The sequence below is a fragment of the Sutcliffiella halmapala genome, from assembly GCF_050107295.1.
GTDB lineage: Bacteria > Bacillota > Bacilli > Bacillales > Bacillaceae_I > Sutcliffiella_A > Sutcliffiella_A halmapala_A.
Window position 1 is genome coordinate 313,143 of record NZ_JBNIKR010000001.1, and the last position, 13,244, is coordinate 326,386.

The window sequence follows — 13,244 nt, forward strand, 5'->3', positions numbered from 1 at the left end:
GTCAAAGTTTCCTTGAAAGTTGTCAAAACTTACTGTTAATTAAGTTATAATAATAAATAATAGGAGAATGAAAGAGAGTCGGGGGTGGGGTCCATACAGCATTTATCCGAGCTTGTAGAGGAAAGGCCGATTGTCCCTTATATCAGGGAAAGCGACTACGCCGTTCGAAAACCTTGGCACGCTCCAAACAGAAGGCTGCTTGATTATTTGCTGATCTACATACAGGAGGGGCAATGCCGCTTTCAGGTGGATGGAAAAGAGTATTTGTTTCAAAGTGGGGAGTTTTGTCTAATCCAACCGGGGAGCCTTGTAGAGCTGGAAGGGGTGACGTCCACGATTACGCCGTTTGCCCATCTGGATTTCTTTTATCATCCGGAACGGACAAAAAGCTTTCCGACCAAGCCTGGGCAGCTAGATCTCGATGGATATCTGCATCTTTTACAGCCCAGATTGAACGATTTGCATGGAATTCGTGTGCCGGTGAGGCTGCAGCTGAAAAACCCCGGCAGGTTTCGGGACTACCTATTGCAGATGGTGGAGGCCTGGCAGAACCGGGACCCGATACAGCAGCTGAAAGCCCAGCAGCTTGCTATCGAGCTTTTGCTGATTATTTTGGACGAGCATCATTCAGCGTCAAACCTGGAATCTGCCTCATCGAAAGAGCTGAGCTGGTTTCCATCGTATCTTTCCAATCATCTGTCTGAACGCTTGACGCTCCATAAGATGGCCAAAAGGGCAAACCTTTCCGTATCAAGATTCAGCACCCTTTTCAAGCAGCAATTCGGAAGCTCTCCGCATCAATATTTACTGGAGATGAGAATCAATCATGCCCGGGAGCTTCTGGAGAAAACGGATTTGACACTGGAGCAGATCGCCTCATATTGCGGTTTTGCTAATATTCACCATTTTTCCAAGGCGTATAAAAAGAAAATGGGAATGTCCCCAGGTCAAGTTAGGAAAAGAGGCAACGCATCTCTCTAAAAGATCAGGAGGAGAAAAAGTGAGTAAAACTTATAAAATCATGACGTTTAACCTGCGGGTCGATGTTCAGACAGATCCTTTTGTCTGGGAGGATCGAAAGAACTGGATTGTACAGACGATTAAAAAGTACCAGCCAGATTGCATTGGGACACAGGAGGCGAATATCCCGATGCTGGCTTGGCTTGAGGACATGCTGCAGGAAAACTATGGGGCGTATGCGGTCAACCGGACGACATCGACTGAAGTAGGGGAATTCAGTGCGATTTTTGTGAAAAAGTCGACATTCACCATTGGCGGGAAGGGTTCCTTCATGCTTTCGGAAACGCCTGATGTGATCGGGAGCATGGGCTGGGATGCGCATTGTGCAAGAATCTGTTCTTGGGTGGAGCTGATCCCGCAAGGTGAAGCCACACCGGTTCTGAGATTCTTCAACACACATCTCGACCATATGGGGCAGAAGGCAAGAAAGGAAGGGCTGAAGCAGATCATGGACGTGATCAAGCAGAAGGACCACGAAAACGCGTTGCCTGTTCTTTTGACCGGGGATTTCAATGATGCACCGGAGAGTGAAGCATTGAAGACGGTAGCGTCCATGCAAAGCTGCTATGCAGAATTTACGGACGAGGAGCTGCAAAACAGCCTGACCTTTCATGCCTTCCGTGGTGGAACTGTAGGCACTCCAATTGACTATATCTTTGCGGATAAAGGGGCAGAGCTTTCCTCGACCACCATTATCAGAGACAGCATAGATGGTGGTTTCCCTTCCGATCATTATCCTATAATGGCTTCTGTAAAAGTGGATAGATAATACGTGTAAAATCGGTAAGCTGCGGGGAGTGTTCGACTCGCAGCTTTTTTTCATGTTCGGCGCTTCCCAACTTCTTTATTTGTTAGCAAGGGGATATAATGAAAGTATTGATTAGATGTGGGGATGCCGTTTGTTGAATTGTTTAAACGAACAAACTGTAAGAGGAGGATTCGCTGATATGACAACCGTTTTACATAGATTGGAGCAGCATCGAAATTTCTTTGCGACCGGCAGGACCAAGGACGTGGATTTTCGACTGCAGCAGCTGGGTAAGCTGAAAAAGGCGATTGTGGAGCTTGAGCAGGAATTGAACCTGGCATTAACGAAGGACCTGGGTAAATCCGCGTTTGAGGCCTATGCTTCCGAGATCGGGTTTGTATTGGATAGCATCAGTTTTTTTATGAAGCATGTAAAAGATTGGTCCAAGGTGCGAAAGGTGAAAACGCCGCTCGTTCACTTGGGTTCGAAAAGCTATATCTATCCGGAGCCTTATGGAACCGTACTCATAGTCGGTCCATTCAACTATCCGTTCCAGCTTGTGATGGAGCCGATGATCGGAGCAATGGCGGCAGGCAACTGTGTCCTGCTCAAGCCTTCCGAATTCACCCCGAACGTATCAAAGGTAATGGCCAAAATCATTCAGGAGAATTTTGAAGAAGGCTATATCAGCGTGATGAAGGGTGGAAAGGAAGTCACCTCTGAGCTAATCCATGCACCGTTTGATTATATCTTTTTCACGGGAAGCGTCGAAGTTGGGAAAATCGTCATGAAGGCGGCAGCGGAGAATCTTGTGCCCGTCACGCTGGAGCTTGGCGGAAAGAGTCCTTGCATTGTCGACAAGGATGCAAACCTGGAGGTAGCAGCAAAAAGAATCGTATGGGGGAAATTCATGAATGCTGGACAAACATGTGTCGCCCCTGACTATATTCTCGTCCACCGTGAAGTGAAGGAGGAGCTCGTAAAAAAACTGGTTATGACCATGAAGGGATTTTATGGAGAAAACCCGCAAGAGAGCAGAGACTTTGGACGCATTGTGAATGAGCTCCAGTTTGACCGTCTTGTCTCCTTATTGGATGAGAGGAAGGTGGTTGCCGGCGGATCTCATCAAAGGAAAGAACTGTTCATGGAGCCTACTCTGATGAACGAAGTAAGCTGGGATGATAAGGTGATGCAGGAAGAGATATTCGGTCCAATTTTACCAATCCTGGAGTATGGAGATCTAGAGCAGGCAATCGAGCAGATAAATGCGAAGCCGAAACCATTGGCACTATACCTTTTCACGGAAAATGGCGAAGTAGAGGACCGGGTAATCCAGAGCTGTTCGTACGGAGGAGGATGCATCAATGATACGGTGACGCATCTTACAAATCCGAATCTGCCATTTGGGGGAGTGGGGCCGTCCGGAATTGGCTCCTACCATGGAAAAGACAGCTTTGAAACTTTCTCACATAAGAAAAGTGTCATGAAGAAGAGCACCAAGGTGAATTTGAGCTTCATTTATCCTCCCTACTCGGAAAAAAGCATCAATTTTCTGCGGAAAATTATGAAGTAAGGAGATATCTTCCAAAGGGTTTAGGTCTATTTTGTCATTTCTTTTTCCTGGCTGGTGTGTTAATATTTAGTGATACGAAATATATATGTAGGAAACGTGCGCATAAAAATGGATCTTCGCTGGTGGAGGTTCATTTTTCGTTTTTCATTTTTATGTTCTCACTAGTCTAGGAAGGTGTATAAAATGATAGAAAAAAAAGTAAAGGAACCGTTGTGGACGAAATCCTTCATAATGCTGATGGTCGGGAATCTGTTCGTTTTCATGAGCTTTCAGATGCTGATCCCGACGCTGCCTCCTTATATAAAATCCTTGGGGGCTACCGGACTTGAAATTGGATTGGTGACCGCCCTTTTCTCGATCGGCGCGGTTCTGAGCAGACCGTTCATCGGATATCTGCTGGAATTCAAAGCAAGAAAACCACTTGTACTCGTCGGTGCTGTGGCACTTTTATTGATTACCATCATCTATCCCATGTCCCAGGTTGTCGTGATTTTCCTATGCTTCCGCTTTATACATGGGTTGGCGTGGGGCTGGTCGACGACAGTCAACGGCACGGCAGCAGTTGATGTTATTCCGAAATCCCGTCTTGGGGAAGGGATGGGTTATTACGGACTGTCGATTACGCTTGGGATGATCATCGCACCAAGCTTAGGAATCTTCCTGTATCAGGTGACAACATTCTCCAACCTGATCTACCTTTCCGGGGTGCTGGGAGTCATAGCGCTGGTTCTTTTAGGAATCGTAAACTATCAAACTCCTGATGTGGTAAAGGAAGCCAAGCGTGAAGACTTGAAGTTTTCCTATATCGGCTCCTTGGTGGAGAAATCAAGCTGGTATCCATCGTTGATCACATTAGTCGCGACCTTCGGATATGGAGCGATTGTGACGTTCATCGTGATTTTCGGGGAGGAGAGGGGAATCGAGCATATCTTCCTTTTTTATCTGTTCAATGCAGTGATGGCCTCTGTTTCTCGACCTTTTGCTGGTAAATGGTTTGATTCACATGGTCCAAAAGGGCTTGTGCTGTTCTGTATGACGCTCTCCTTCATCGGCATGTGGGTGCTTTCCTTTGCCCACACCGACGCAATGATTGGCATTGCGGGTGCCCTGTTTGGTGTTGGATTTGGTTCCTTGATCCCTACCTTGCAATCTTGGACACTTTCTACGACACCCGACAATCGCCGCGGTGTAGCAAACGGAATGTTCTTTTCATCCATCGATCTTGGAATCGGACTCAGCGGCCTGATCTTCGGCGTGCTCGCTCAATTCGTCGAAACAGCAACCCTGTTCCAGATCTCAAGCATCTTCCTCCTCTTCGCCATGTGGTTTGTAGTGGTGGAGGGAAGAAAAAAGAAGAAAACAAAAAGGGGCCTAAAAAGGGGCCTGACCCCCGCTGCGATAAAGTACTAAAGCAGCGGGCTCAGGCCTTTTCTATTTCCTTTACCCGCCCGACTTGTCCGTCTTCAAGACGAACCTTGATGCCGTGGGGATGGAAGCTTGATTTTGTGAGGATATCCTTCACAATTCCGGAAGTCAATTTGCCTGACCGCTGATCTTGCTTTAATACGATCTTTACAGATAGTCCCGGTTTTATATCTGTTCTATTTTGTCCATTCATTAGGAAAATCCCGTCCATTCTTTTGAGGTTTGATTGAACTACTTTGTAATCATATCATAACCGCTTGAAGTCCCGCTAAAACGGGGGGATATGAAATGAATGGGACAAAAGCAAAGAGAGTCGGGCATTTTCCTATTCAATAACCCATTTCATCCAATAGCTCGATCATGAGATCAGGCCGGTTGGTGATCAGCCCGTCCGCTCCCCGTTCCAATAAGTAGCGCATTGTCTCCTTGTCATCGATGGTCCAGTAGTGAACCTGCAGTCCACTTCGCTGTGCGTCGTTAATCAGCCGCTGGTTCGTCAGGTCGAATATGCTTTGCTCCTGAGGGATCTGAAAAGCGTCCACCTCTGGAAGGTATAGGTTTCGCATGAAAAGCTTATGGAAAATCACGAATCTCTTGATCTCCTGTTCTCCTCCCGCAAGCGCCACACGCCCCTTGGCATAGGAATCGAATTTCTTGATGATGTCCTGATCAAAAGCGGCAACGAGCACCTTATCCTCCATCTCATATTCTTCAATCAACTCCCAGAGCTTCTGGGCCATCTCATCATAGTTGTCAGGAGGATTGCTGTCCTTTATTTCAATTTCAATGCGCATGTCCCCAAATTCCTTGAACATTTCCTCGACAGTGGGAATATAGACTGCCTGTCCGCGGAAGCTGTTCTCACCATCCAGATCCTGAAAGTGATAGCCCGCATCCAAGGCCTGAATTTCCTCGAGCGTCATGTCTGCCACAACACCCTCTGCGTCAGTGGTACGGTCCACAGTCGGATCATGAATGGCAACCAGATGTCCGTCCTTTGTGATATGTATATCCGTTTCAATGACATCGACTCCCATGTCAGCAGCCTGCCTGAAAGCTGCCATCGTATTGGAAGGTGCCAGCAGCTCGCCACCCTGATGGGCAATGACCAACGGCCGATTATTCTTAAAATAAGGCTTCGCTTCTTTCTTACTGATGGGACTAAAGGTGAAAACCAAACACAAGGCCACAACAATCGCCACCAAAAGCCCAGCTCCACGCCCCACCTTGCGCGCCCAACCCCTCTTCCTGTTCAAAGGAATATTAACTTCAGCCATCCTTGTTCCCCTCCCGCAATCTCATCACATACTAATCCCATTATAAAATATTTAGAATAGTATGTATATGGGGCCTGACCCTCACCGCTTTAAAGCGGTGAGGGTCAGGCCCCTTCCTTAAATACCAAACGCCTTCTTCACATCTTCCACAATCTGATGGCGGTTGTATTCGAAGAAGAGGCCTTGGGTGAGGCGGTTGGGATCGCCGAAGAAGAAGCGTTCGTAGAGTGTCTGTCTGGAGCCGAAAGCACTCATGCTGACGTCCCAGGCGAGACGGAACAGCTTGATGCGGGTTTCTGCATCAGCATTGGCAGCTTGAAAGTATTGGTCTATGTCTCCCCTGAGCGGAGAGTTCAGGTCTGCTTCAGTCGGAATCGTAACCAGACCGCTCGCACCAAGGAGCTGGAGGATTTCCATGAGTCTAGGATAGACCTTCGGGAATTGCAGCGTCGCGGCAGATAGCGGTGCAAGATCAGGCACCATCGTTCCCCATTGATCCGGTTTGGCCCCGATTTCGGATGCGAGAAGAAGTGCCTTATGATTCTCCAAAGCGATGATGATCTCACAAATTTTTTCTTTTACATGCTGATATTCCCCGATGGCGATGGTGTTGACGATCAGCTGCGCCACACCGAGCACGAATTCCGCCTTCATGACCTGGCGGGAAACCACCTGATGCAGGACAAGTGGCTTGAAGCTGCTTTTGGAATACAGATTATTGGCGACCTCGATATTTTCCACCACAAATAAGCGCTCCCACGGGACAAGCACATTATCAAAGACGATGACCGAATCCATCTCCTCAAAACGGGAGCCAAGGGGATGATTGAATGGGGAGGAGTCATAGGCAAAGGATTCCCGGCAGATGAATTTAAGCCCCTCCGTGTTGCTTGGGATGCTGAAGGCATAGGCGTAAGGCTCTTCAAACATTTTCAACCCGGATGAGGACACGATGATTTCATCGGTTATCCCTCCTTGTGTCGCTAAAAGGCGTGCCCCTTTTATCACAATTCCCTCTTCGTTCTTATCTGCGATTCTCGCAGCGACGATATCATCTTCCGACTCAAAGTGCATGGAGGACCGGTTCACCTGGGGAGCGATGAAGGTATGGGTAAAGGAAAGATCCTTCCTGCTTGCAGACTCATAGAATTGCAGAAGGTTCTGCGGGAACTGCGGGCCCTGCTCTGCAAGAATATCAGAGGCGGCGGCAAGCGCCATGATGTTTGTGTTCTTATAGTCCGGCGACCGCCCCATCATGCCAAATGAGGCTTTTGCCCACACCTGGATCATTTTTCTCCGTTTTTCAAGGTCCTCCTTTTTCATGGGACGAAGAAAGGAAGTGCCGATAAGTTCCCCTGTTATTTCACACTCATATGTCATCAAATCTCTCAAATCTTTGTCATGCTGCATATCATACAAGGCGGCCTGGCTTTTCATCACGCCGGAAAAGGCGGGATGCTCGGAGATATTCCCTTTAATCTTTTTGCCGTTATGCCAAACATTCGATTGTAAACGGTTGATGCGGTCGATATATTGCTGTCCGCTGCTAATAGCCATCATTTGTCCTCCTTGCCGGAAATTCTATCAATAATGTATGCAGGGGGCTCTGTCCTTTTGCAAGGAGGGGGCTAAGAAAATGGGATTGTGTGGTATATTGTAAAAAAAGCACCTGGGAAGGAGTATTTTATCCATGAACAGTTTCCATCAAGTGGACACGCCGTCCCTACTTTTAGACTTAGGAAAATTAAAAACCAATATTAATAGGATGAGCGGATTTGCAAAGGATCACGATCTAAAGCTACGTCCGCATATTAAAACCCATAAGTCGGTAAAAATTGCCGAGTTGCAGCTTGAAAGTGGTGCAGTCGGGATAACGACCGCAAAAATCGAGGAAGCGATCGTTATGGCAAGTGCGGGAATCAAGGATATTCTCATTGCCTATCCGATTTCCAGTCCTGAGAAAATCAAGGGGGTCATCTGGTTGTTGAACAGGGGAGTGGATCTGAAAATTTCAGTGGACAGCCTCGAGCAGATCAGGCTGCTTCAAAAGGAACTCGAAGCTACCTCTCATTCCTTGGAAGTGTGGATCAAGGTGAACAGCGGCCTGAATCGATGCGGAGTGGAGCCGGGCAAGGCGGCGCTGAAGCTTGCGCAAGCTGTCCTCTTTTTATCACATTTGAGGGTCGGTGGTATTTTCACCCACGCTGGACATTCCTATGGAGCAGCCTCCAAAGAAAAAATTGAGGAGATTGCGCTTGCGGAGGCCAGTGCGGTTGTGGAGAGCGCAGAAGTATGTGAGAAGGCAGGAATACCGATTAAAGTTAGAAGTGTCGGATCGACTCCGACCTACGAGATCTCTGGAAAAGTGGAGGGGATTACGGAAGTGCGGCCAGGCAATGCGGTTTTCTTTGACGCCATTCAGGTAGGACTTGGAGTGGCAGCCCACAATGACTGTGCCCTGACGGTATTGGCATCGGTTGTTGGTGTATATGAAGATAGAATCGTGCTTGATGCAGGAAGCAAAACGCTCTGCCTCGACAAAGGAGCTCATGGCTTGGATTCCGTAAAAGGCTATGGCTATATTCTCGGGTACCCGGATTTGACGATTGACCGACTTTCAGAGGAGCATGGGGTGGTCATTTTTGGAGAAAAGCCAGCCTTGAAGCTGAACGATAAAGTCCGGATCATTCCTAACCATGCCTGTACGGTTGTGAACCAGTTCGATGAATATACCGTGGTGGAAGGGGAACAGGTGGTGGACACCTGGAAGGTCGATGCAAGAGGTAAGCGGATTTAATGATAGAAAATGGGGATATCGTATGGAATTGAAAGCTTTAGCAGAAAAAATGGCAATGGTTTATGCAGAAAATCCAATGGTGGAAGCGATCATGATTGCTGGGTCCGTTTCGCGTAATTGGGAGGATACCTATTCGGACATTGAGCTACATCTCCTTTGGCGGGAGGCACCGAAAGACAGGGATAGAATGGCACCAATTGAAAAGGTGCAAGGAAACATCATAGATTTCCATGAATATGAGGATGAAGAGTGGTCAGAAACCTACTGGTATGAAGGCGTGAAATTTGAGATCAGCAGTTTTTTATCTGAAACTATCATCAGGGTTATTGACCAAGTGGTGCATCATCATGATACATGCTTGGATATGCAATGTATTGTGGCTTCCTTCCAGGATGGGAAGCCTTTATTTGGGCATGAACTGCTCCTAGATTTGAAAGGTAAAGTTAGTGTCTTTCCAGAAGCACTGAGAGAAAAGATGATCATGGAGAATCTCGACTTTGGCAGCCGTTGGGGGAACCGTGAAGCGCTCTTATATCGAGAGGATTGGCTTATGCTCTATCAGGTGATGGTAAGTGCCCAATCAAAGCTTATGGGGGCAATGTTCGGTTTGAACAGGATGTATGTCCATCATCCAGCCTATAAATGGCAGAAGCAGAGCTTGGTGAGGATGTCTTTATTGCCGGATGGATTCACAGAGAAAATGGAGCAAGTCTTGGTGCTCCACCCGATTGAGGGCTTGCGTGTTCTAGAAGAGGTAATCAAGGATGTTTTTGCCTTTGTGGAAAGAGAAATGCCTATTATGGACCTCCGTACATTTAGAGAAAAGAGTGTGTTTGTTAGGTCGATTTAATGTGAAAAAATTGCCATGCGGCTGAAAACGTAAATACATCTTGGCATGCAAGTGCATAGAATGATTGAGGATTTTTGGGCGATTTTTTCTACCAATCTAACATTCACCAGAAAAAAAACTGTCCGAATGCCAGTCACAAGGCTTTTCGGACAGTTTTTTAAAAATAGGCTCTGTTATTGAGTAGTGTTGATTTTCTCTGCGGGAGGAAGGGACAGGGGAGACCCCACAGGCGAAGCCGAGGAGGCTCCCGGACCGCCCTTGGGTCGCTGCGCCTAGTGCGGAAATCAACAGCGGTGTTTAACATAGCCTAAAATTAGAGAACTCCCTCTAGCTCCTTCCAATAATGGCAGAGCGTCAGCAGACCCTTGTCAAAATTCTTCAGCTTGAAGTTCTCGTTCGGTGCATGAACGTTATCGGACGGTAAGCCGAAGCCCATCAACACGATTGGCGCTTTCAGGATCTCATCCAGGTTGGAGACGATCGGCAGGGAGCCGCCACCGCGGGTGAAGGCGGTCGGTACTTCAAACACCTTTTCAAAGGCACGGCTTGCCGCCTGGATGGCAGGGTGGTCAAATGGCGTGACAAATGGTGCGCCTTTGTCGAACAGGCTGACTGTCACCTCTACCCCTGGAGGCGTGTTTTCTTTGACGTGCTTTTGCAGAAGCTCGAGGATCTCGTCCGGTTCCTGGTCCGGCACAAGTCGGCATGTGATTTTTGCATGTGCCTCGGATGGCAGAACGGTCTTGATGCCTTCACCCTGGAAGCCGCCATAGATCCCGTTCACTTCAAGTGTCGGGCGGACCCATGTTCTTTCCAAGTGGGTGTAGCCCTTCTCTCCGAACAATTCGGTTACCCCGACCTCATTCATGACGCTTTCCTCTGATGCATTCAATGCCTCAAAGGCTGCCTTTTCATCCTCGGTCAACGGTACGACCTTATCATAGAAACCGTCGACCGTAATGACACCATCCTTGTCATGGAATGATTGCAGAAGCTCGACTACGGCATGGATCGGATTCTGTACGGCACCGCCGTATAGCCCGGAATGCAGGTCTCGGCGCGGCCCTTTTACATCCAGCTGAAAGCCGCACATTCCACGCAGGCCATAGCAGATGGTAGGCTTGTCCTCTTCCATCATCGCCGTGTCTGAAACAACAATGACATCTGCTGCAAGCATGCCCTTTTTTTCCTCGATGAAAACAGGCAGGTTCGGACTCCCTACTTCCTCTTCGCCTTCGATACAAAACTTGAAATTGAAAGGAAGAGTGCCGGTCGTTTTCAGGATAGCTTCGAGTGCTTTCAAATGCATAAAAGTTTGTCCTTTGTCATCACTGGCTCCGCGTGCATAGATGCTTTCATCACGTATGGCAGGCTCGAAAGGTGCTGTGTCCCATAAGTGAAGCGGATCCACCGGTTGGACATCGTAGTGACCATAGATGAGGACAGTAGGTTTGCCCTCTGCCTTCAGCCATTCTCCATAGACAATCGGATGCCCTTTTGTCGGATAGAGCTCGACATTGTCCATGCCTAGATCGAGCAGTGCAGTTGCGAACCATTCCGCTGCACGGTGTGTATCTTCCTTATGGTCAGGTAGTGCGCTGATGCTAGGGATGGAAAGAAGCTCGAAAAGCTCCTCCAAATGCTTGTCCCGCTGTTCTTCTAAATAGGTTATAAAGGTCATGCTTTTACCTCCTTATTTTGTAAAACAGGTGCTTTTCTGTGTAGTGTCGCTTGCTCGTAGGCATAGCCGATATGGATCAGGGTGCTTTCTTCAAATGCTCTAGCGGTGAAGGTCACACCAACCGGTTTGCCTGTCATCGTGTACCCGCCAGGAACGGTAATGGAAGGGTATCCCGCCTTGGCAGGAAGACTTGCACCAAAATTATTTGGAGTCAGGATGGCATCCAATTCATACCCGTCCATAGCAGCATCAATGCCGCCCTCCCGTGTGCGATACAGGTCCCGCTCCCTGCTGACCAGGTACTCTTCCTCCGTTAAAGTGCCGCTAAGATTCTCGGAATCTATGAGAACGGTCTGATCGTATTTGAGCATCTTGCCGGAGTCCTTTTTGTTAAACCCGATCAGGTTCTTCAGGCTTTTGACCGGTACATGGGAGCCGGTCTTGCTCAGATAGGCGTTCAGGCTCGGTTTAAATTCATAGAAAAGGGTGTGGTAGTCCCATTTCTCTTTTGCAAAAGGAATGTTGACCTTATCTACAACCACCGCTCCATTCTCCCTGAGGCAGGCAATCGCTTCTTCCATGACAAGTGCTTCTTCATCAGACAGATACGTAAAGAATGGGTCGCGTGCAATCCCGATTCGCATGCCGTGCAATCCTTCTTTTAAAAGAAAAGAGGTATACGATAGGCCGGGGTATGGATTCGAAAGCGTAGCGGGATCCTTGTCATCGGTTGCTGTAAGTGCACTCAAAAGAATCGCAGCATCCGTTACGGTCCGCGCCATAGGTCCTGCCGTATCCTGACTGTATGTAATCGGAATAATCCCTCTGCGGCTGATCAGGCCGACTGTCGGCTTGATTCCAACAAGGGAATTGGAGCTCGCGGGACTAAGAATGGAGCCGGATGTTTCCGTCCCGATTGCCGCTGCGGCAAAGTTCGCTGCAATGGCAGCACCCGAACCGCTGCTTGATCCGCCGACATCAAACTGGCCAGGTCCATAAGGATTCACTACTTGTCCGCCGCGGGAGCTATAGCCGCTGGGCATATTTTTCGTCATGAAGTTGGCCCATTCCGTCATATTCGTTTTCCCAAGGATGATGGCTCCGGCATCCCTAAGCTGCTTGACAACAAAGGAGTCTTCTTCTGCGTTATGCTCAGCCAAGGCGAGGGATCCGGCACTTGTGTGCATATGGTCGCCTGTATCGATATTGTCTTTTACGAGAACCGGGATGCCGTGAAGAGGTCCGCGTGCACCTTTTCGCATTCTTTCGAGGTCAAGTGCTTCGGCAATGAAGACTGCATCAGGGTTTATTTCAAGAATCGAATTCAGGGCGATCCCCTTTTTATCGTGTTGCCCGATTCGATGAAGATACATAAGAACCAGTTCTTTCGAGGTGACCTCCCCGGCTTCGAGCGCATCTTGCAAATGGTCAATTGTTGCTTCAGGCAACCATTCATTCACTAATTCTGCAAGTTTTGGATCATACATAGCCGCTTCCTCCTTTGATTTTCAACTTAGTTTTTATAAAATGGCTCTGTTACTGTCTAGTGTTTGTTTAATAAGAATCTAGCTGTTGATTGGAGCAAAAGGCGGAGACTCCTTGAAAATGCAAGCATTTTCTGCGTGCGATGTATCGCTGGCGCAGCCTTCCTTGTCCTGCGGGAGCTGGCGTTTAATGGAGAACCCACAGGCGAAGCTGAGGAGGCTCCATCAACGCCCCGCGGAAAGAAGCCTTTTGCGGAAATCAACAGCGGTGTTTAACAGAGTCTATAAAATATAAAATATTCCTTTATACTTCATAATAATAATTCAAACTATTTAAAAAACATAGTAAAAAAGGTATGATAGTAGAAAAAGGCGATAATTCAAGATAT

11 protein-coding genes are annotated in these 13,244 nt (G+C 47.9%); 6 read left to right on the plus strand and 5 right to left on the minus strand.

Annotated features, from left to right (window positions below):
* Nucleotides 1-84: 84 nt before the first annotated feature.
* The 4 genes from ACQCT5_RS01560 (at nucleotide 85) to ACQCT5_RS01575 (ending at nucleotide 4,751) form a co-directional block, all read left to right on the plus strand.
* Nucleotides 85-981: a helix-turn-helix domain-containing protein gene (locus ACQCT5_RS01560; RefSeq protein ID WP_499638310.1), complete on the plus strand. Its 897-nt coding sequence runs from the start codon at nucleotides 85-87 to the stop codon at nucleotides 979-981.
* Nucleotides 982-1,000: 19 nt separating this feature from the next.
* Nucleotides 1,001-1,789, plus strand: a complete 789-nt coding sequence (locus tag ACQCT5_RS01565; RefSeq protein WP_499638313.1) for an endonuclease/exonuclease/phosphatase family protein — start codon at nucleotides 1,001-1,003, stop codon at nucleotides 1,787-1,789.
* A gap of 178 nt (nucleotides 1,790-1,967) precedes the next feature.
* On the plus strand, nucleotides 1,968-3,341 hold the full coding sequence (locus tag ACQCT5_RS01570) for an aldehyde dehydrogenase (protein WP_499638316.1): 1,374 nt from the start codon (nucleotides 1,968-1,970) through the stop codon (nucleotides 3,339-3,341).
* 183 nt (nucleotides 3,342-3,524) lie between these two features.
* The gene (locus ACQCT5_RS01575) at nucleotides 3,525-4,751 is read left to right on the plus strand and encodes an MFS transporter (RefSeq protein ID WP_499638319.1); all 1,227 of its coding nucleotides are present in this window, start codon (nucleotides 3,525-3,527) and stop codon (nucleotides 4,749-4,751) included.
* A 10-nt stretch (nucleotides 4,752-4,761) separates the two neighbouring features.
* On the opposite strand, the gene ACQCT5_RS01580 is transcribed toward ACQCT5_RS01575, so the two are convergent.
* From ACQCT5_RS01580 to hpaB, 3 genes are all read right to left on the minus strand, one after another.
* Complete coding sequence (locus tag ACQCT5_RS01580) at nucleotides 4,762-4,959, minus strand: YwbE family protein (protein ID WP_386638342.1); 198 nt, start codon at nucleotides 4,957-4,959, stop codon at nucleotides 4,762-4,764.
* Nucleotides 4,960-5,095: 136 nt separating this feature from the next.
* Complete coding sequence (locus tag ACQCT5_RS01585) at nucleotides 5,096-6,043, minus strand: glycerophosphodiester phosphodiesterase family protein (RefSeq protein WP_499638323.1); 948 nt, start codon at nucleotides 6,041-6,043, stop codon at nucleotides 5,096-5,098.
* A 117-nt stretch (nucleotides 6,044-6,160) separates the two neighbouring features.
* Nucleotides 6,161-7,603, minus strand: a complete 1,443-nt coding sequence (gene hpaB, locus ACQCT5_RS01590; RefSeq protein WP_499638326.1) for a 4-hydroxyphenylacetate 3-monooxygenase, oxygenase component — start codon at nucleotides 7,601-7,603, stop codon at nucleotides 6,161-6,163.
* Nucleotides 7,604-7,733: 130 nt separating this feature from the next.
* On the opposite strand from hpaB, the gene ACQCT5_RS01595 reads away from it, so the two are divergent.
* Together ACQCT5_RS01595 and ACQCT5_RS01600 are read left to right on the plus strand one after the other, a co-directional pair.
* Nucleotides 7,734-8,840 carry a D-TA family PLP-dependent enzyme gene (locus ACQCT5_RS01595; RefSeq protein ID WP_499638329.1) on the plus strand — a complete coding sequence of 369 codons (1,107 nt, stop codon included), beginning with the start codon at nucleotides 7,734-7,736 and terminating at the stop codon, nucleotides 8,838-8,840.
* A 22-nt stretch (nucleotides 8,841-8,862) separates the two neighbouring features.
* Nucleotides 8,863-9,690, plus strand: a complete 828-nt coding sequence (locus ACQCT5_RS01600; RefSeq protein ID WP_499638332.1) for a DUF4037 domain-containing protein — start codon at nucleotides 8,863-8,865, stop codon at nucleotides 9,688-9,690.
* Nucleotides 9,691-10,003: 313 nt separating this feature from the next.
* Here ACQCT5_RS01600 and ACQCT5_RS01605 read toward each other — a convergent pair whose 3' ends face one another.
* Nucleotides 10,004-11,371 (minus strand): dipeptidase, encoded by a 1,368-nt coding sequence (locus tag ACQCT5_RS01605; RefSeq protein WP_499638335.1) that lies wholly within the window; start codon nucleotides 11,369-11,371, stop codon nucleotides 10,004-10,006.
* Complete coding sequence (locus ACQCT5_RS01610) at nucleotides 11,368-12,858, minus strand: amidase family protein (RefSeq protein WP_499638338.1); 1,491 nt, start codon at nucleotides 12,856-12,858, stop codon at nucleotides 11,368-11,370. Before ACQCT5_RS01610 ends, ACQCT5_RS01605 begins: the two co-directional genes overlap by 4 nt.
* Between the last annotated feature and the right edge of the window lie 386 nt (nucleotides 12,859-13,244).